This window comes from Microtetraspora sp. NBRC 13810, assembly GCF_030268685.1.
In the GTDB taxonomy this organism is placed as follows: domain Bacteria; phylum Actinomycetota; class Actinomycetes; order Streptosporangiales; family Streptosporangiaceae; genus BSRQ01.
The window spans coordinates 19,030-38,774 of the sequence record NZ_BSRQ01000037.1; the positions used below are offsets into that span (position 1 = coordinate 19,030).

The following is a 19,745-nucleotide window of genomic DNA, read 5'->3' on the forward strand; positions in this document are numbered from 1 at the left end:
CGTGCGGGCGTGATCGTGACGGGCTGGGTCAGCCTGCGTGCGGGCGTGATCGTGACGGGCTGGGTCAGCCTGCGTGCGGGCGTGATCGTGACGGGCTGGGTCAGCCTGCGTGCGGGCGTGATCGTGACGGGCTGGGTCAGCCTGCGTGCGGGCGTGATCGTGACGGGCGGGGTCAGCCTGCGTGCGGGCGTGATCGTGACGGGCGGGGTCAGTCTGCGTGCGATCGCCGGTGCCGATTGCGGCGCTCACGGCGCCGGCGGCGAGCATGACCAGCAAGTACGGCACGACCAGGGGCAGGCCGGCGGCGTTCAGCAGGCCGGTGACGAGGCTCGCCGCGACCACGGCCAGGGAGAAGAAGCCGTGCGCCCGGGTGATGACCGGACGGCCGTTGGCCCGTTCGACGGAGCCGGCCGCCGCGTTGATCGCCACGTCCGCAGCGCCGGACGACGCGCCGAGAACCGCCAGTCCCACGGATAAGGCAGGCAGGTCGCGAGCGGTGACGGCCACGGCGATGCCGGCGATGCCGAGCGACGTGAGGGTGATCGCCGTGACGCGATGCCCCCACCGGTCCACGGCCCGGCCCGCGAGAGGCATGGCGGGCAGGGCGCCGGCGGCGATGAACAGCAGCGCCGTGCCGAGTTGGCCATCAGTCAGCCCGGCCTGGTCGCGGATTGCGGGAACGGACGCGCCCCACACGCCCCAGAACGCGCCGAAGACAGTGAATCCCGCGTACGGCACCCAGGCCCGGATGTGACCATGATCGACGCCATCTTGTGTATCGGTACACATGATGTGTAACGATACACAAGATAGGGTGAGGCATGGCCAAAGACCCTTCTCGGCCCCGGCCGACCATGGCGGAGGTGGCTCGCGCGGCGAAGGTCTCGGTGATGACCGTCTCCTACACCTACGCCCAGCCTGATCGCGTCTCCGAACGCACCCGGGCCAGGGTCCGTGAGGCCGCCGCCCGGCTGGGATACCCCGGCCCCCATCCGGGGGCCCGCTCGCTGCGCCGGGGACGGACCGGCAGCCTCGGGGTGGTGCTTGGCGAGCACCTCACCTACGCCTTCGAGGACCCCCAGGCCACCCGGTTCCTGGCCGGCGTCGCCGAGGTCTGCGCCGGTCACGGCCTGGGGCTCACGATCGTCCCCATCACCGGGGCGCCCTCCGACACCGACCGGGTCGCCGAGGCCGCGGTGGACGGTTTCGTCGTCTGGACGACCAGCGACGACGACCCCGTGCTGCCGGCGGTGGCCGCCACCGGTCTCCCCGCCGTCGTGCACGGCGGACCACACCACCGGGACCTGCCGTTCGTGGCCATCGACGACCGTGCCGCGGCCCGCGCCGTCGCCGCCGAGGCCCTCGCCGGCGCCCGGCGGCCGATGGTGCTCAGTTTCCCGCTCGATCGCGCCCGGACGCCGGGGGTCCGCGACGGACTGGATCCGGCCGAGGCCACTTTCCGCGTGACCCGTGAGCGCCTGCGCGGAGTCCGTGACGCCTGGGAGGCGGCCGGCGGCCGATGGCCGCAGGTGCGGGTCGCGGTGTGCGCACGCAACAGCGCGCGCGAGGCCGACTCCCTGGCCACGGCGTTCCTGACGGGGGCGGACGCGCCGGACGCCGTCATGGCCATGAGCGACGAACTCGCCCTGGGCCTGATGCGAGCGGCCGCCCGTACCGGTCTCGCCGTCCCCGGCGACCTCGCCGTCAGCGGCTGGGACGGCACCGACGCGGCCGCCGCCGCCGGGCTGACGACCGTCGCGCAGAACCTGCGCGCCCAGGGAGCCCGCTGCGCGCAACTGGCCCTGGGTGAGGAAGCGGCGGCTGAGACCGATCCGATCGAGTGGCGCCTGGTCCTGCGCGACTCCACCCGGCGATGACCACGGTCAAGCACGCGCTCCGGGCAGGGGACCCGGCCTGACCGGGATTGCCGCCACGTCGAGTTTCCAGGTCTCGTCCGCCACGGCCCTGCGAGGAGAGTCGTGGAATCACCCTCGCCGGGCCATGCACTTCTGCCACTCGCCGACGGCGGCGGGGCGCTTCTCGGGACTATCCGGTGACTGCCAGGTTCCAGACCTCGCCGGCTTCGTTGTCGATGCCGTCGGTGGTACCGAACCACATGTTGTCCTGGTAATCCGTGTCCGGCCCCGTCCATTCGATGACGGATGTGCGGGCCGTGGGATTCTCGTCCTGGCAGAGACAGAACTCCCCGTCCTCGCAAAGGCCGTTCCGATCGAACGTTGCCGTGGCCGTTCCGGAAACAGCCGAGACGGCGATGTCCGCCTTCGCCGTGACGATTTCGAGCCTACGAATCGCATGAATCATTTGTCGATCTCCCACCTTCCGTGCCGGCGACTTCCACGAGCCCTTCCGTCGCTATTCCGCTGGACGCCGTACTCGACGTCGCCCCTGAAGAATGCACCGAATACCGCCGGGATGTCGTTGGCTGTGAGTGCACGGTTAGTTGTCGCTGCGTCTACATGGCTCACCACAAGGCCCCGGAAAGGTATCGGCGGAATCATCAACGGATATGCACGCCGGAGCTTCCTTGAGATGGAGCGGCGGGCGTTCCCGGGCCGCGCGGGCCCGGCGAGCGGAGCGCGGGTGGGGCACGCGTCCTGATACGTTGTTGACAGGTGCGCCGGGAAGTCTGGTCGGCAGGTGAGCGACCCGACCCTGCCATAGAGCGGAGTTCCATGCCCGGCACCACCTTCCATCGCACTCCTCGCCTGCTAGGCCGGGGTTCGTGGCCGGAGGCGCGGCGAATCGCCGACATCCTGCGCAAAGAGACCATCGGCGGGGCGTTGCTGCTGGCCGCCGCGCTCGCCGCACTGGTCTGGGCCAACTCGCCGTGGGCGCCGGTCTACGCCGAACTGCGGGCGATCCGGATCGGACCGGCCGCCCTGCATCTCGATCTCGACCTCGCCACCTGGGCCGCCGACGGCCTGCTGGCGATCTTCTTCTTCGTCGCCGGGTTGGAGCTCAAACGCGAGTTCGTCGCCGGTGACCTGCGCGACGTGCGGCGGGCGGCGGTGCCGGTGGCCGCCGCGTTCGGCGGGGTGATCGTGCCCGCGCTGCTGTACCTGGCGGTGGCCGCCGGAGCCGGCGCGGCGCGGGGGTGGGCCATCCCCACCGCCACCGACATCGCCTTCGCGCTGGCCGTGCTCGCGGTGATCGGCCGTTTCCTGCCGGCGGCGTTGCGGACGTTCCTGCTGACGCTGGCGGTGGTGGACGACCTGATCGCCATCGTCATCATCGCCGTGTTCTACACCGGCCACCTGTCGGTGCTGCCGCTGCTGGGCGCGGGGGTGCCGCTGGCCGTCTTCGCCGTGCTGGTCCGGCGGCGGGTGCGCGCGTGGTGGCTGCTGCTGCCGCTCGCCTTCGTCACCTGGGCACTGGTACACGCCTCGGGGGTGCACGCCACCGTGGCCGGGGTGCTGCTGGCCCTCGCCGTACCGGTGCTCCGCAGCGGGCGGGAAGGTGGTCCGGAGGCAGGGCCGGGGCCGGCCGAGCACTTCGAGCACCGGTTCCGGCCGATCTCCGCCGGCGTCGCCGTACCCGTGTTCGCCTTCTTCTCCGCGGGGGTGACCGTCGGCGGGATCGGCGGGCTGGCCCAGACGCTGACCGACCCGGTCGCGGTGGGCATCGTGGTCGGCCTGCTGGCCGGCAAGCCGATCGGCATCATGGCCGCGACCTGGCTGGTGGCCCGCTTCACCCGTGCCACCCTGGACGACGGCCTGGCCTGGATCGACATGGCCGGGCTGTCCGTCCTGGCCGGGATCGGGTTCACCGTGTCGCTGCTGATCGGGGAACTCGCCTTCGGGCCGGGCGGCGGCGCCGAGGACCGGGTCAAGATCGCCGTCCTGACCGGTTCGCTGGCCGCCGCCCTGGTGGCCACGGTGATCCTGCGGCTACGCGCCCGGGTGTACCGGCGCATCCACCAGGCCGAGTCCCTCGACCTAAGCAACTCACGTTGACTATGGCCAAATTAGTCAACTAATGTTGCTTGCGTGCCGACGGCGCCTCTGACCTTTCCCCCATGCCCCCAGGAGGCATCCGTGTCCATGTCCCGCGCCCATGCCGAACTCCAGCGCGTGCTCGACGGGACCGTGGCCGACGACGGTGTCCCGGGCGTCGTCGCCGACCTCAGAGACGGTCACTGGACGACACGGTGGCGAAGTGGCTGCCCGGCGTGGTGGAGGAACATCTCGGCGCGGACGGCACCGGGATCACCGTCAGGCAGTTGCTCAACCACACCAGCGGGCTCCCCGACGCCGTCCCCGGGCAGCCGACTCCGCACCCGGAGGAGCCGGGCGGGCGCTTCATCTACTCCAAGCTCAACTACAACCTCGCGGGAATGATCGTCGAGCACGCGACCGGCTCGACCCTCGCGGAGGAGATCGACCGCAGCATCGCCCGCCCGCTGCGCCTGACGGGCACGTATCTGCCGGATGCCGACACCACGATGCGCGCCCCGCACGCCCGCCACTACTCGAAGTTCGACCAGGCCGGCCACCCCACGGAGATCCACGACGTGACCGGCGCGGACCTCAGCTGGGCGGGCGCGGCCGGCGGCATGGTGTCGACGACCTCGGACCTGCACCGGTTCCTGCGGGCCCTGCTGGGCGGCCGTCTCCTCCCGACCGGCGCGCAGCGGGAGATGTTCACCACCGTCTCGACGGAGGGCGCGGACTGGGTCCCGAACACCGGGTACGGCCTCGGCGTCTACTCGCAGAAGCTCCCGTGCGGGGTCACCCTCTGGGGCGGCGGCGGGTACATCCAGGGTTCGGTGACGTACGCGATGGGCGACCGCGAAGGCACCCACACGCTGGTGAGCAACATGAACGGCGACTGGAACGACTTCCTGGAAACCTTCACCACGCTCTTCGAGACGAGCTTCTGCCCGGCGACCTCCCGGCACCCCGCCTCGTAGTGCGACGTCAGGCGCCTCAACGACACCGGCTCACCCTGCTCGGACATCGCGCCGCCCCTTCGTGATGAGCTCGACGACGCTCGCGATGCCGTCCTCGCCGTGACCGGTGCCGGCGGCGCGCTCCAGCAGGGACTTGATGAGTTCCGGCACCTCCGCGCCGATGCCCTCGGCCCTGCTGGCGTGGACGAGGTGATCCATCGCCGCCGCGTGCACGTCCACGGTGCCGTCGTCGTTCGGGTAGCGGCCGTCCTGGATGTGGCGCGCGTGATCGGCCATGAGCGAGGTGACGAACGGCATGTGACTCATCGCCACGGCGGCGAACGCGGTCGGATCGACACCTCCCGCGCCCACCAGGGCGACCGCGTGGTAGAAGCCCGCCAGCGCGCCCCAGGCCAGGCCGAACAGCGCGGTGTCGTAGAGCGAGGCCAGGGCCGGGTCGTCGCCAAGGTGCACCGAGCGGCCCAGGCTCGCCAGCACATCCTGCTGGGTCGCGAAGGCGTCCGGTGAGCCGCTGAAGACGAACAGCGCGTCCGGATGCCCGACCAGCCGGGTGCCGCTCATGGCGGCGCCGTCCAGGTAGGCGGCTCCATGCCCGGTCACCTGGCCGGCCATGCGACGGGCCGCCTCGGGGGTGCCGGAGCTGAGGTTCGCCAGGACCCGGCCCCGAAGGCGCTCCCCTTCCGGCTCAAGCAGGTCGTGCACGGTGTCGTAGTCAGGCAGGCAGACCACCACCAGCGGGCCGGCGGAGACCGCCTCGCCGACGGTGGACGCGCGGTCGGCGCCCTGGGCGGCGAGGGCGTCGGCCTTCGCCGGGGTGCGGTTCCACACGGTCGTCCGGTAGCCGGCGGCGAGGAACGCCTGCGCCAGCCGGGTGCCCATCTGCCCCAGGCCGATCACCGACACCGCGGACCGATCCCGACCTTCGTTCCGGGACATCGAAGACTCCTTCTGCCATCAGTGGTTCGCGCCGGGCTGTTGCCCTGCGGCATGCGACCACTGTGCCGACAGGCCCTGTCGGCGGACTGTCGGCAGCCTGGCGGTGGGCCGGCGGAGCTCAGGCGTGGCCGTCGGGTTGGGCTAGCGTGTCGCCGTGTACTTCTGCGTGCTGGGCCCGCTCGCCGTTCTGACGTCGGACGGCAGACCGGTCGACGTGCCCGAGCCGAAGGTGCGTGCGCTGCTGGTCCATCTGCTCCTGCACGCTGGACTGCCGGTGTCGGCCGACCGGCTGGTGGACGGCCTGTGGGGAGACAGACTCCCGCGCAACCCGGCCGCCGCCCTGCAGACGAAGATCTCGAGGTTGCGCCGCGCGCTGGCGCCGGCCGAGCCCGGTGCGGACGCGTTGGTGGTGTCCCATTCGTCTGGGTACCTGTTGCGGGTCGGGCCCGGCGACGTGGATGCCGGCCGGTTCTCCGACCTGACCGCTGCCGCGTACGGCATCGCGGACCCGCGCGTGAGGGCCGGCCGGCTGGCGGATTCTCTGGCGCTGTGGCGCGGAGAGGCGTTCGCCGACCTCGGCGATGCCCCATTCGTACGGGCGGCTGCCCAACGGCTTGAGGAGCAGCGGCTGACCGCTGCCGAGGCGCTGGCCGAGACGCGGCTGGAGCTGGGCGAGCACCATGCGCTGATCGGCGAGCTGGGCGAACTGGTGGCCCGCCATCCGCTGCGCGAGCGGCTGTGGGCCATGCGGATGCGCGCCCTGTACCGCGCCGGCAGGCAGACCGAGGCGCTGGCCGCCTACGCCGAGCTGCGCGAGCGCCTGGCCGACGAACTCGGCGTGGACCCCGGCGCGGAGCTGACCGCTCTGCACCGAGCGATCCTCGAACAAGATCCGGCACTGGACGGATCCACCGCCTCCCGGGCGCAGCCGTTCGGCGAGCCGCGAGCGAACCTGCCTGCCCCGCTCACCGACCTGGTCGGCAGGGACGACGCGGTCGTCGCCGTGCGTCACCTGCTGGGCGTCAGCCGACTGGTGACCCTGACCGGTCCCGGCGGGGTGGGCAAGACGCGGCTGGCGGTGGAGACGGCCGGCCGAACGGCAGAGGTCTACCCGGACGGTGTCCGGCTCGTCGAGCTCGCGGGATCCATGCACGCAGCCGACCAGGTGAACGCCGCCCTGGGGATCCGCGAGGATGGGCCGCTGAGCCTGGAGGACGCGCTGCGTTCCCGCCGGTTCCTCCTCGTCCTGGACAATTGCGAGCACGTCATCGACTCGGCGGCCGACCTCACCCGCCGGTTGCTGTCCTCCTGCCCCGGGTTGCGGGTCCTCGCCACCAGCAGGGAGCCTCTCGGGCTGGCCGGAGAGGCGGTGTGGACGGTTCCACCGCTGTCGCAGTCCGACGCCGAGAGCCTGTTCACCGCGCGCGCCGCGTCCGCCGCCCCCGGGTTCGTCGTGGGAGAGGACGACGCCGAGACGATTGCGACGATCTGCCGCCGCCTCGACCGGATTCCCCTCGCGCTGGAGTTGGCCGCCACCCGAGTCCGCGCCCTGGGCGTACCCGGCCTTGCGGCACGTCTGGACGACCGATTCCGGCTGCTGGCCGGCGGCCACCGCGCCGCCCCCTCGCGTCAGCGGACCCTGCGCGCGGTGATCGACTGGAGCTGGGAACTCCTGGACGAGAACGAACGCGTGACATTGCGGCGCCTGGCGGTGCACGCCGACGGTTGCACGCTTGAAGCGGCCGAGGCGGTGTGCGGCCAGGACGTGCTCGATCCGTTGATCCGGCTGGTGGACCGCTCGCTGATCTCGGTGACCGACGGCCCTCGCTACCGGCTGCTGGAATCGGTCGCCGCGTACGCGCTGGAACGCCTCGAAGAGGCGGGCGAGTCCGAGATCATCCGGCGCCGCCACCAGGACCACCACACCGAGCAGGCCGAACGGGCCGCCGCTCATCTGCACGGTCCCGACCAGCGGCGATGGCTGGGACTCCTGGACAGGGAGACCGCCAACCTGCGCGTCGCCCTCGATCAGGCCGTACGGCGCGGGGACGCGGTCGGGGCACTGCGGCTGGCCTGCGCCCTGACCTGGTACTGGTTCCTCCGCGGCCGGTTGCGAGAAGCCCGGCGGTCGCTGGCGGCGGCCCTGGGCATCGCCGGCGAAGCCCCGGCGGCCCTCCGCGGCCCAGCCGTGCTCTGGCATGCGGGCTTCGCCCTGCTCACCGGAGACGGCGGCACCCGCTTCCCGATCGTGGCGGCCCCGCCGTCCGATCCGGCCACCGGCGATCGCGCCGCGTTCGCCCGCGCCTCCTGGTTCCATGCCTTCGCGTTGCTCAACTCCGGCGCGGACCTGGCCGGCAGCGAGAGGTGGGTGGATCGGGCCCTGGCAGAGCTTCGGGAAGCCGATGACCGCTGGGGCATCGCAGCGGCGCAGAGCACCAAGGCCATGCACGCTCTGATGCGAGGCGACCTCGCCACCCTGCGCAGCAGCGGCGAGCACAGCCACGAGCTCTTCCAGGAATCGGGCGACGGCTGGGGGCAGCTGCAGGCGAGCTACCCGCTGGCCGCGCTGGCCGAGATCACGGGTGACTACGGGCGCGCCGAAAAGTTGCATCGGGCGGGCCGGCGCCTGGCCGAGGAACTGGGGTTCTGGACCGACGCCGCCGACCGGGTCACCGGACTCGGCCGCATCGCGTTGCTGGCGGGCGACTTCGAACAGGCCAGACGACTCCACGAAGAGTCGATGCGGCTGGCCCGCGAACACGGCTACACCGCGGGCGAGATCCACGCGGAGATGGGGCTCGCCCTTGGAGCCCGGCGGGAAGGCAGGTTCGACCTCGCCGAGAAGCACCTGCTCGAAGTGCTGAAATGGCACCGTGGGGTCGACTTCGGCCCGGGCCCGGCGTTGCTCCTGGCCGAACTCGGGTTCATCGCCGAACAACGCGGCGACGCCGACGCCGCCCTGGCCGCACACCGGGACGGCCTCGCCGTCGCCCGCGCGGGCGGCGATCCACGGGCGATCGCGCTCGCCTACGAGGGGCTGGCGGGTGCGCTGACCCTGGCTGGACGGCCGGTGCAGGCCGCCCATCTGCTGGGCGCGGCGGCCGGCATCCGTGAGTTCACCGGCGCCCCCATGCCGGACGCCGAGCGGGGTGACATCGACCGGATCACGACCACGCTCCTCGCGTCCCTCGGAGAGCGGGCGTTGTCCAGGGAGCTCTCGGCGGGCGCCACCGACGACACCATGGCACGCAACGCGCTGCTGGTCTGCGGCGTACCGGAACCAGGCATGCCCGACGCGTCAGCGCCGGCGAGCGACGAGGACGGCCCTCGCGTGTGAGCTTCCGCCTTCGAGGGCGACGGCGTCATCCCCTGGTGACCCCGGAACCGTCGTGATCACGAAGTACGCGCCTCCGATCGTCAGTCTTTCGCGAAGTTCTCGGCGCGGCAGCCCATGGGCCGCCGCGCCGGTGCGGTGGTGAGCGTTCGGGTCAGCCTGCGCTGCAGGAGACGGTCGGCCAGGTCCAGTTGCCGTTGGCCTGGACGGTGACGCCCCAGTTGTTGCCGTTGCCGTTGGGTCTGGCCGTCAGCACCTGGGCGCTGGGGTAGCTCGCGCTGATGTTCCAGGTGGACATGATCCTGGCCGGGGACGGGGTGTTCATCGTCACGGTCCAGTTGCTGGAACCGGACACCGAGACGTTGAGGTTGTACCGGTCACTCCACCGCTCCCCCGCCGACAACGTCGCGGTGCAACCGCCGCCGCCACCCCCACCGCCGCCGCCTCCGGAGGAGCCGCCGATCGTGATGTTGGAGCCACCGCTGCTCTGGTAGCCCTCCGTCGCGAGGATCATGTAGTCATGGCTGCCCAGGTTCATCCCGTACCTGGCCCATGCGTCGAAGTGGTTGCCGCTGGTGATGGTTCCGCCCGTCTTCTTCGACTGCCGCACGCTCCAGTACTGGTTGAACGTCCTGATGCCCTCGATGGAAGGGGCGTTGGTACGCGTCGTCTGGTAGACGTCGTACGTGCCGCCGTCGCTGGTGACGGTGCCCTTGTACGTGCCGGTGGGCCGGTAGGTGCCCCAGTTGTCGACGACGTAGTACTCCACGAGCGGGTTCCTCGTCCACCCGTAGAGGGTCAGGTACGCGTTGCCGGACGGGTTGAAGCTGCCCGAATAGCTCACGCTCCTGCGACCGCCGGTGCTCCAGCCCTTGCCCGCGACGAAGTTCCCGGTGTTCCGCCAGGAGGTGCTGTAGTTGCCGCCCGATCCGAGTTCCATGGAGACCGACCCGGGGCTGTCGGTCCAGAACGAGTAGAAGTAGCCGTTGTTGGTGCCGGTCTGGTTGGAGGTGATGGGGGCCGCGTGGGCGATTCCGGGCGGCATCGTCAGGGCCAGGAGCAGGGCCGCCGCGGCGGCGCAGGCGCGGCCGGCGAACAGTCTGACGCGACCGCGTCTGCGGTTCCGCGGGCGGGCGGGGACGTCGTTCATGTGCGTTTTTCCTCCTCGTGAGAGTCGGCCGGGGGCGGGGTAGGTGTCAGGTCGTGCTGCAGGAGACGGCCGGCCAGGTCCAGTTGCCGTTGGCCTGGACGGTGACGCCCCAGTTGTTGCCGTTGCCGTTGGGCCTGGCCGTCAGCACCTGGGCGCTGGGGTAACTCGCGCCGACGTTCCAGGTGGTGAGGATTCTCGCCGGGGACGGGATGTTCATCGTCACGGTCCAGTTGCTGGAACCGGCCACCGAGACGTTGAGGTTGTACCGGTCACTCCACCGCTGCCCCGCCGACAACGTCGCGGTGCAACCGCCACCCCCACCGCCGCCACCCCCACCGCCGCCACCGCCTCCGCCGTCGGTGGGCGCGACGGCCCTGCCGGTCGACGGGGAGATCATGCCCGCGCACAGGTTGCGGCTGCGCAGGTTCGCGGCGATCTGCGGGATGGCCTGCACCGTCGCCGCGTACTGGTCGTGCATGAGGATGACCTGGCCGTTCTGCAGCCGGCTCGCGGCCTGCACGATCTGGGCCGTGCCCGCGCCGTTCCAGTCCTGGGAGTCGACGTCCCAGAGGACCTCGGTGAGGCCGAGTTGCTGCTCGACCGACCTGAGCGTGGCGTTGGTCTCGCCGTACGGCGGGCGGAACAGCCTCGGCGCGGTCCCGGTGGCCTGCTGGATGGCCTGCTGGGTCCGCTGGAGTTCCGACTGCATCTGGGAGGTGCTCAGCTGGGTCAGGTGCGGATGGGTGTAGCTGTGGTTGCCGATCCACATGCCGGCGTCCCGCTGGGCCCTGACCAGCGCCTGGTTGTTCTGCGCGTTCTGCCCGGTGTTGAAGAAGGTCGCGCGCAGGCCGTTCGACCGCAGGACGTTCAGCAGGTTGGTGGTGTTGCCGGGGTTCGGGCCGTCGTCGTAGGTGAGGCCGACATAGCCGCCGCTGCAGTCCGCGGCGACAGCCGTGGCGCCGCTCGTGGCATCGGCGGGGGACGACAGGCCCGTGAGGAAGCCCGCGCCGAGGATGCCGGCCGCGCCGGCGATGAGAACCCTGCGGACGAAGGACGGATACGCACGGGTCCTGCCGTGGGGGGTGACGCTGTCGATCATGTCTGTTCCTCCCCTGGAACGCCGATCGCCGAGATGGCGTCATTCTGAGGAGGTCACCGAAACATGTCAACGTTGTAAAGAAATGTTTCAGTGGGAGAAGCGTCGATTTAGGCTTTGACCTCGTATTACTTGCGGCTATGGGTCTGAAATGTTTCAGGGAAAGTGCACAGGGGCCGCCACCGGTGTCGGTGGCGGCCCCAGGACGGGCGAGGGGACGGTTACCGCTGCTCGACGACGCGGAAGCGTAGGACGTCGGTGAACTGGCGGCCGTGGGAGTCGGTCGCGGTGATCTCGGCGCGGTGCGTGCCGGTGTCGAGATCGGCGGGGAGCTCGAACCGCCAGAGGTGCATGGCCCGGTCCGCGAGGCTGCCGCCGTTCACCAGCTGCTGCGCCGCGGCGTGCGGGTCGGACCATTCCGGCCCCACCAACTGGTCTTCGCCGCGGAGCTGCTGGGTGCGGGTGGCCGGCCGCGTCCGGTCGCCGTCGATCCTGACCTTGACCGTCGAGCCGGTGGCGCCCATCCAGAAGTTGGTGGTGAGCCACGTACGCCCGGTCAGATCCTCCCGGTCCACCACAGTCGGGTCACCCAGCTCCGGCGCCGTACCTTCGCGGTTCTGATTCCAGGCCTGCCGTGCGACGTACCACTCGCGGTAGGTCGGGCTGTTGATTCCCAGTTGCGTCTGCACCCGGTCGCTCTGCCCGGTCACCGTGTAGCGCTCCTTGAACGAGCTGCCCTTGATGTCGAGCGTGAGCACGCCGGGCCGGCCGCCGTCACGCCCGACCGAGATCGGGTAGCCCTCCTCGGTCAGCGCGCCGGAGTACCAGTCCCCCGCGATCGCGCCCGCGGTGATGTGCGGGAACGGCAGCCCTTCGATGCCGAAGAGGTCGCGCCAGCCCTTGACGAGGTCGCCGGTCCGCATGTTCTCGATCGAGTGGCTGTGCCCGGCGACGGCGACGGCCTTGCGGCCCTTCAGCAGGTCGTACACCTCACGGACCTGGTCGACCTGGTGGATCGGGCTGCCCTCGTCGGCGAAGTTCAGCAGCCCGATGTGGCTGGCGACCACGACGAGCTTGCTGCGATGGACCTTGGCCAGGTCCCGCTCCAGCCACTTGAGCTGGTCGTCGCCGAGCCTGCCGTTGTACGTCGGCCGGTTCGCCGGGTCGTTGCAGCCGGGCCGCAGGCCGTCCGCGTTGTCGACGTCGGGGGTGCACGGGTAGCGCACCGTGTTCAGCGCCACGACGTGCACGTTGCCCACGTCGTAGGAGTAGTACGCGGGCGCGAGCTGGGCGCGGAAGGTGTCGAAGGAGTGCTCGGCGGTCTCGGCGTCGAAGTCGAGGTCGTGGTTGCCGGGCAGGAACCGGGCCGGGCTGTTGGTCAGGCCGGTGAGCCCCTTGACGTCCGGGTAGAGCGACAGGTCGTCACCGACGACGTCACCGATGAAGAGGGTGCCGCAGCCCTGGTAGTCGCGGCGCGCGGCAAGGTCGTTGATCGCTCCCTTGCGGGCGTACTCGACCTCGGTCCTGTCGTAGGTCTGCAGGTCGCCCGCGATCACGCAGTGCTGCTCCTGAAACTGGGTGAGGCGGCTCTCCGTGAGGGGGAAGTTCACCGCGGCGGGGAGCGGCCCGGTGGGGGCGATGCCGCCGTAACGCAGCGGGGGCGACCCCTCGGGCAGGTGGTTGTAGTGGAACTGCGCGACGTTGGACGCGTCCACCGGCACCTGGTAGCCGGACGGCTGGGTGATGAACACCGTCATGTTGTCGTAGGCGGGCAGCCGGTAGCGCCCGCGGGAGTCGGTGGTCACCACGTCGCGCCCGTTCGACACCACGACGCCGGCGAGGCCCCGTTCCTGCGGGTCGCTGACGCTGTCGCGGTCACGGTCGACGAAGACCTTGCCGGTCAGGATCGAGGAGTCGGCCGGGCCGTCCACAGCGCGGACGACCTCGACCTGGCCACGGTACGCGGCCTGGTTCGAGGAGGCGGGCACCGGGCTGGCCATGGCGCCGGGAGCAGGAATGATCGTCGCGGCCGAGCCGGCGACCGCGAGGGCTGTGAAAGCCAGGGCGACGCGGAGCTTGCTGCGTTCTGCTAAGGAACTCAACATGCAATGTTCTCCGGTGAGTCGTCGGGGCAGGATACCGACCGGTACGGCCGGCAGTGAAGATCCTTTCTGACGGAACTTAACGGCGGCTCCTGACCGGAAGAACACCAGTGGTATGGGGATCGGCCCACGGGTGACCTCGCCCCGCCGCCAGCATTCCCAAACCACGGCCCAAGTTGAGGACACCAGGCGCTACGCGGCCGTCTGGGAGGTTCGAATGGTTCCTGGGCTGCCTGGTCCTGTGGGTCGTCTTCTTTCCGGTCTATCTGACCGCCACGGGACGAAACCCCTTTCGTTACCCATCACTTCACCTGGGCGGGCCCGCCCGCTGGTTCGGCAGAACAAGATCGGGCGTGGACGTTGTGCTGGCGGACGAAGCGGGCGGCCCGGGATCGGCTTAGCGTGTCGTCACTGGCAAGCACCCGGACGTAAGGGGTAGACATGTCGGAACTCGACGCGATCGGCACCTGGCTGCGTGAGAACCTGCCGAGGCTGCTCGACGAAACCCAGGTCCCGGGCGCCGCGGTCGCCGTGTCCGCCGGTGACGAGACCATCGACTTCGCGGCGGGCGTGCTGAACAAGGCGACCGGGGTGGAGGCGACCACGGACTCGCTGTTCCAGATCGGTTCGATCACCAAGGTCTGGACGGCGACGCTGATCATGCAGCTTGTCGACGAGGGCCTGGCCGATCTCGACTCCCCCGTGCGCGGCTACCTGCCGGAGTTCCGCCTCGCCGACGAGGACGCCGCCTCGCGGATCACCGTCCGGCAGCTGCTGTGTCACACCAGCGGCTTCGAAGGGGACATCTTCACCGATACCGGCACGGGCGACGACTGTGTCGAGAAGTACGTGGCGACCCTGGCGGACGTGGCACAACTGTTCACGCCGGGCGAGATGTTCTCCTACAACAACGCCGGCTACAGCGTGCTGGGCCGGATCGTGGAGGTGCTGCGCGGCAAGTCCTACGACGAGTGCCTGCGCGAGCACCTGTTCCTCCCGCTCGGCCTCACCCACGCCGCCACGAGCCCGTATGACGCCATCCGGTACCGCGCCGCCATCGGCCACCTCCAGCCGGCGCCCGGCGCCGCGCCCGAACCCGCCCCGGTGTGGGCGCTGGCACGGTCGAACGCACCGGCGGGCGCGATGCTCGCGATGCGCCCGCGCGACCTGCTCACCTTCGTCCGGATGCACCTGCGCGACGGCGCCGGCCCCGACGGGGCGACGGTCCTGTCCAAGGCGAGCGTGCCGGCCATGCGCGAGCCGCAGGTGAACCTGCCCCATCTGGGCCTGATGGGCGACGCCTGGGGCATCGGCTGGGAGATCTTCCACAGCGCCGGCGGCACGGTCATCGGGCACGACGGCGGCACGATCGGCCAGTCCTCGTTCCTGCGCGTGGTGCCGGACCGCGATGTGTCGGTCGCGCTGTTCACCAACGGCGGCGAGGCGATCCAGTTGTACACCGAGATCCTCGGCAAGGTGCTCGCCGACCTCGCCGGCGTGACACTGCCCCCGCTGCCCACGCCCGGCCCAACCCCCACCGACGTGTCGCGCTACCTCGGCACCTACTCCTCCGACATCGCCGACACCGAGATCAGCCAGGACGACGACGGACGGGTGTGGCTGCACAGGCGGGCGAAGGGCGTGCTGGCCCAGCTCGGCCCCGCCACCGAAAAGATCGAACTCGCCGGTCTGCACGACGACACACTCGTCACCAAAACCCCGCTGCACGGCCTACACCTCCCACACGCCTTCGTCGGCGACGACGGGACCGGACGCGCACTGTTCCTGCACACCGGCCGCGCCGACCGGCGAACCGGCGCGTGAGCCACCAGGACACCGAGGTCATCGCGCGGATCGAGGCGGTGTTCGCCGACGCGGGCGCACGCGGTTTCCTGCACGCGCACGAGATCGGCGCCGACGACGGACCGGAGGTGTCGGCCGGCGCCGACGAGCCCGTCGTACTCGCCTCGGTGTTCAAGATCGTGGTCGCCGTGGCGTTCGCCCGCGCGGTCGAGGCCGGCCGGCTGGAGGAGACCGAGACGGCAACGGTGGGCCCGCGCTACCGCATCGGCGGCATCGGCACCGCGGGATGTGCCGACGACGTGCGGATGAGCCTGCGCGACCTGGCGCTGTTCATGCTGACCATGAGCGACAACGCCGCCACCGACGTCATCTACCACCGGCTCGGCCCGGCGGCCGTCGACCAGGTGCTCACCGATCTGAAACTGGCCAACACGCGCATCATCGGCTGCTGCGAGGACCTGTTCCGCACCATCGCCGAGGACCTCGGCGGCGACCTGAACGATCTGGACGCCACGCTCGCCGCGACGACGGAGGAACAGATCCTGCGGCTCGCGGTCCTCGACCCCGCGCGGACCAGCGCGTCGACCCCACGGGAGATCGGCGCGCTGCTCGACGCGATCTGGACCGACCGCGCGGCGACGCCCGCGGCCTGCGAGCGGGTGCGGAACATCATGGCGCACCAGATCTGGCCGCACCGCCTCTCGTCCGGATTCACCCCCGACGTCACGATCGCCGCCAAAACGGGCACCCTGCCGGCCGTACGCAACGAGTGCGGCGTCGTCACCTTCCCGGACGGCCGCCGGTACGCCGTCGCCGTGTTCACCAGGGCGGCTTCACTCGCTGAACGCCAACCCGCCGTCGACGCCGCCATCGGCCACGCCGCCCGCATCGCCGTCGACCACCTACGGGCGACCGTCGCGGCCCCGTCACACCACGGGGTTGCTCGGTGACCGATGCGTAGGGCGTAGATGCGGTGCAGCGCCCGCGCGCGGCCTGGTCGTCGCAGAGCGAGGCGGCGATCAGCGCCTTGAACAGGTGTCCCTGGCGAGGTCGGTCAGAGTCTTGACGACCAGGCGGGCGTTTACGCGGAGGTCCCGGTCGACGCTGCCGGTGTGACGCCGCCAACGCCCTGGCCGCCGAAGGCCACCCCGTCGATCTGGACGACCTGGCCACCGTCTCGCCCTACATCACCCACACCATCCGCAGGTTCGGCAACTGGACCCTCAACCTCAGCCCGCCCGACCAGGCACCCGCCACCCGGCTGGACCTGGAACCGCGCGTCCTGTTCGGCACCTCACCCGCCCCCTGACGGCGGCGAATTGCAGTCGCTCGCTGCACCGGGAGCCCGCTAATGTCGCGCGGATGACCAACGTTTCTCTACCTTTGCTCTGGCTTTCGGGGCCTACGGGTGTCGGGAAGTCCACGGTTGGCTGGGAGGTGTTCGCGCGGCTGAGTCGTGCTGGCGTCAAGACGGCGTTTGTCGACGCTGACCAGATCAGCCTGTGCTACCCCATGCCAGAGGGCGTGACGCATCGCCTCCGCGCGCGGAATCTGGCTGCGATGTGGCCGAATTTCCTGCAGGAAGGGGTGCAATGTCTGGTCCTTGCGGGCTTCGTTGACACTCCCGAGGAGGTGCGTGAGTACACCGCGCTTCTTCCTGAGGCCGAGTTCACGGTGTGCCGACTGCGCGTCGACAGCGCTGAGCTCAAGGAACGGTTCTTCGCGCGGGGATGGCGTCCGGATCTGGTGGAGGAGGCGGTCGTTGAAGCGGAAGCCCTGGAACGCAGTGACTACGCCGACGTGTGCGTGGATACGGGCGGCTTAGTGGTATCCGCGGCGGCCCGGCTGGTCTGTGAGCGTGTGGGGGGATGGCCGGGTATCCTCCCCGCCGCGACATTCCACAGTGTCGTTGACCGGCAGAACCACCCGACCTCAGCGGATGCCTCACCCGCTTCCGTGCCGGCACCCGTGCTGTGGCTGTGCGGTGCTACAGCGGTTGGGAAGTCGACGGTCGGCTACGAGATCTTCATGCAGGTCTACCGGAGCGGCGTGCGAGCCGCCTATATCGATGTGAAGCAGATCGGGGCGCTGCGTCCCGTCGCCGACGACGACGTGGAAGGCCATCGCCTCAAGGCGCGCAACCTCGCGGCCATCTGGGCAGGGCACCGCGCGGCGGGTGCCCAGTGCCTGGTCGTCTCCGGGGAGGCCGACTCCGACGACATTGTCCGCGGCTACGCCGAGCTGCTGCCCGGAACGGCATTGACCGTGTGCCGCTTGCATGCGGGGCCAGAAACGCTGGCCGAGCGCGTCGCGCAGCGTGGACGGGGAGGCGGGCCGGCCCTACCGGGTGATGAGCTGAAAGGGCTGAACTCGGACACCCTGCACCGTATCGCCGCACGAGCGGCGTTCGAGGCCAAGGCGCTCGACAGCGCCGGGGCGGGGGATCTGCGCGTTGACACCGACGGGCGGTCGGTGAACGAGGTGGCCGTGGACGTACGGGCTCGCGGCGGCAACTGGCCGAATCTCTTCCCCTGAACGCAGTCCCCTTGAGCAGGGCCCGCCGCCACTGGACAGCGAAATCCCCAGTCTGACGGCTGAGGAGAGGCCCCCATACCGATCACAGTAGCCGGGCGCACTTCCGCACAATGACATCATGTACGTGATAACTGCCTATTATCACGTACATGAGCGGTCACGGCGGCGCGGCGACCAGGACAATCCACCGCCGGACAGGTGCGCGACTCAAGCACGTTATCCGGTACATCGCCGCAGGCCTCCCCCGGCGGGCGGCATGAGCGCCGGCCGAACGTGACCCCCCTGCGCGGCGGGCACGTCACGCTCGCCGCGGCCGCCGACACCTTCCTCGCCACCCCGCGCACGGCCAACCCCAACACCCACCGCGCCTACGCCTCGGCCATCGACCGCGTCATCGCCCTGCTCGGCCGCGAGCGGCCGCTCGCCGAGGTCACCGACGCCGAGATCGGCGCCGCGCTCACCGAGCTGTGGGGGCCGAGCGCGCCGGCGACCTGGAACCGCAACCGCGCTGCCGTCGCCTCCTGGCTGATCTGGTGCCAGACCAAGAAGCACTGGGCCGCCCCCTCGGTCCCGGCCGACGCCGAGCGCCGCAAGGAGAACGCCGACGAGACCCGCGCGGTCGCCAAGACCACCATTCACCGGTTGCTGTCGCGCCGCGACATCCCGCTTCGGGAGAAGACGCTGTGGCGGATGCTCTACGAGACAGCCGGGCGGGCCGCAGAGATTCTCGCGCTGAACGTCGAGGACCTCGACCTGGAGCATCGCCGCGCCCCCGTCCGCTCCAAGGGCGGCGCCACCGAGTGGGTCTACTGGGACAGCGGCACCGCCCACCTCCTGCCCCGGCTGCTCCGGCTCTCGGACGGCAGCACACGCACGCACGGCCCGCTGTTCCTGTCCGAACGCCGCCCCGTTCCCGCTCGCCGACCCGCGGCCGCCGACATCTGCCCGCACACCGGCCGCGCCCGCCTCGGCTACGATCGCGCCCGCGTCCTGCTGGAGAAGTACGCCGGGCTCGACCTGCACCAACTACACCACAGCGCCGCCACCCACCTCGGCGAAGCCGAAGTGCCGCTGCAGCTCATCATGGGCAAGACCCGGCACAAGAACCCCCGCACCGCCATGCGCTACGTCAAACCCGGTGCCGAAGCCATCGCCAAGGTCACCGAGGTCCTGGCGCCCCGCCGTCGTACTCACTGATCAACCAGTTGCCCGTGAGGTAGGCGACATGGGCATGAGCGACAGCTCGAGCAGATTAGACGGTGACTCATTTGGTGAGTCGGCGATAGCAGATGCGGTGCGTGCCGCGAGCGCGAACGTCGAACGCCGGACCCACGACCTGATGCGGGAAGCCCTGCCCGGCTACGACCCGGCCGCGGCGACCGCCGACCTGGAGCGCCTGCTCGGCGACGACTGGAGCTGAGTCTCCCACCCGCACCTTTGTGGTCACGCGGGCCGGTTCGCCCGTCCGCCGCTCAGAATCCGGTCGAGCAGTAAGCCGATCGTGCCGATGAGCAGCATCGTGGCCGCCAGTTTGGGGGTAGCCGAGGTTGTCGCGCGCGTTGAGCACCGCGTAGCCGCGCCCGATGGAGAGGCCGAACATCTCGGCCGGCACCAGCACCCCCCAGGCGACGCCGAGGGCCACCCGCAGGGCGGTGCGCAGGGGCCCGGCCAGGCCCGGGACGACCATGCCGCTCAGCGCTCCCACCGGGTGGCGCCGAGCGAGCGCGCCACGAGTGCCGCCCCCGGGGCGAGCGCCCGGGTGCCGGACCGTCGCCCTCATCCGCCGCGACCAGCCGGGCAGCGTTCACTACACGCTGCCCGGGGGCAACGTGCGTCCCGGCGAACCCCTCGCTGACGCC

15 protein-coding genes and 1 pseudogene are annotated in these 19,745 nt (G+C 70.7%); 10 read left to right on the forward strand and 6 right to left on the reverse strand.

Annotated elements, in window-relative coordinates:
- Positions 1-789: MFS transporter (locus tag QSK26_RS40435; RefSeq protein WP_285780674.1), on the reverse strand; the 789-nt coding region annotated here is incomplete at its 3' end.
- Positions 790-863: 74 nt separating this feature from the next.
- Between QSK26_RS40435 and QSK26_RS40440 the strand changes: the two genes are divergently transcribed.
- Positions 864-1,877 (forward strand): LacI family DNA-binding transcriptional regulator, encoded by a 1,014-nt coding sequence (locus tag QSK26_RS40440; protein ID WP_285780675.1) that lies wholly within the window; start codon positions 864-866, stop codon positions 1,875-1,877.
- A gap of 169 nt (positions 1,878-2,046) precedes the next feature.
- On the opposite strand, the gene QSK26_RS40445 is transcribed toward QSK26_RS40440, so the two are convergent.
- Positions 2,047-2,322 carry an SMI1/KNR4 family protein gene (locus tag QSK26_RS40445; RefSeq protein ID WP_285780676.1) on the reverse strand — a complete coding sequence of 92 codons (276 nt, stop codon included), beginning with the start codon at positions 2,320-2,322 and terminating at the stop codon, positions 2,047-2,049.
- Positions 2,323-2,693: 371 nt separating this feature from the next.
- On the opposite strand from QSK26_RS40445, the gene nhaA reads away from it, so the two are divergent.
- Both nhaA and QSK26_RS40455 read left to right on the forward strand, forming a co-directional pair.
- Entirely contained in the window at positions 2,694-3,974 is a 1,281-nt protein-coding gene (nhaA, locus tag QSK26_RS40450) for a Na+/H+ antiporter NhaA (protein ID WP_285780677.1), read from the forward strand.
- 62 nt (positions 3,975-4,036) lie between these two features.
- Positions 4,037-4,930 (forward strand): serine hydrolase domain-containing protein, encoded by an 894-nt coding sequence (locus QSK26_RS40455; protein ID WP_285780678.1) that lies wholly within the window; start codon positions 4,037-4,039, stop codon positions 4,928-4,930.
- A 30-nt stretch (positions 4,931-4,960) separates the two neighbouring features.
- On the opposite strand, the gene QSK26_RS40460 is transcribed toward QSK26_RS40455, so the two are convergent.
- Positions 4,961-5,866, reverse strand: a complete 906-nt coding sequence (locus QSK26_RS40460) for an NAD(P)-dependent oxidoreductase (RefSeq protein ID WP_285780679.1) — start codon at positions 5,864-5,866, stop codon at positions 4,961-4,963.
- Positions 5,867-6,020: 154 nt separating this feature from the next.
- Between QSK26_RS40460 and QSK26_RS40465 the strand changes: the two genes are divergently transcribed.
- Positions 6,021-9,203, forward strand: a complete 3,183-nt coding sequence (locus QSK26_RS40465) for an ATP-binding protein (RefSeq protein WP_285780680.1) — start codon at positions 6,021-6,023, stop codon at positions 9,201-9,203.
- A 151-nt stretch (positions 9,204-9,354) separates the two neighbouring features.
- Here QSK26_RS40465 and xynA read toward each other — a convergent pair whose 3' ends face one another.
- The 3 genes from xynA to QSK26_RS40480 all read right to left on the reverse strand — a co-directional run bounded on the left by xynA (position 9,355) and on the right by QSK26_RS40480 (position 13,446).
- Positions 9,355-10,350, reverse strand: a complete 996-nt coding sequence (gene xynA / locus QSK26_RS40470) for an endo-1,4-beta-xylanase XynA (RefSeq protein WP_285780681.1) — start codon at positions 10,348-10,350, stop codon at positions 9,355-9,357.
- Positions 10,351-10,396: 46 nt separating this feature from the next.
- Positions 10,397-11,449: a polysaccharide deacetylase family protein gene (locus QSK26_RS40475; protein WP_285780682.1), complete on the reverse strand. Its 1,053-nt coding sequence runs from the start codon at positions 11,447-11,449 to the stop codon at positions 10,397-10,399.
- Between the two features lie 218 nt (positions 11,450-11,667).
- Positions 11,668-13,446, reverse strand: a complete 1,779-nt coding sequence (locus tag QSK26_RS40480) for a calcineurin-like phosphoesterase C-terminal domain-containing protein (RefSeq protein ID WP_502888805.1) — start codon at positions 13,444-13,446, stop codon at positions 11,668-11,670.
- 543 nt (positions 13,447-13,989) lie between these two features.
- Here QSK26_RS40480 and QSK26_RS40485 point away from each other — a divergent pair.
- The 6 genes and pseudogenes from QSK26_RS40485 to QSK26_RS40510 form a co-directional block, all read left to right on the forward strand.
- Positions 13,990-15,372: a serine hydrolase domain-containing protein gene (locus QSK26_RS40485; protein WP_285780684.1), complete on the forward strand. Its 1,383-nt coding sequence runs from the start codon at positions 13,990-13,992 to the stop codon at positions 15,370-15,372.
- Positions 15,369-16,301, forward strand: a complete 933-nt coding sequence (locus QSK26_RS40490; protein ID WP_285780685.1) for a serine hydrolase — start codon at positions 15,369-15,371, stop codon at positions 16,299-16,301. The genes QSK26_RS40485 and QSK26_RS40490 overlap by 4 nt, the downstream gene beginning before the upstream one ends.
- Before the next feature lie 412 nt (positions 16,302-16,713).
- Positions 16,714-17,886 (forward strand): P-loop NTPase family protein, encoded by a 1,173-nt coding sequence (locus QSK26_RS40495; protein ID WP_285780686.1) that lies wholly within the window; start codon positions 16,714-16,716, stop codon positions 17,884-17,886.
- Between the two features lie 273 nt (positions 17,887-18,159).
- Positions 18,160-19,083 (forward strand): tyrosine-type recombinase/integrase, encoded by a 924-nt coding sequence (locus QSK26_RS40500; RefSeq protein WP_285780687.1) that lies wholly within the window; start codon positions 18,160-18,162, stop codon positions 19,081-19,083.
- A gap of 97 nt (positions 19,084-19,180) precedes the next feature.
- Positions 19,181-19,306, forward strand: a complete 126-nt coding sequence (locus QSK26_RS40505; RefSeq protein ID WP_285780688.1) for a hypothetical protein — start codon at positions 19,181-19,183, stop codon at positions 19,304-19,306.
- 163 nt (positions 19,307-19,469) lie between these two features.
- A pseudogene (locus QSK26_RS40510) lies at positions 19,470-19,745 on the forward strand (hypothetical protein); the annotation flags it as partial.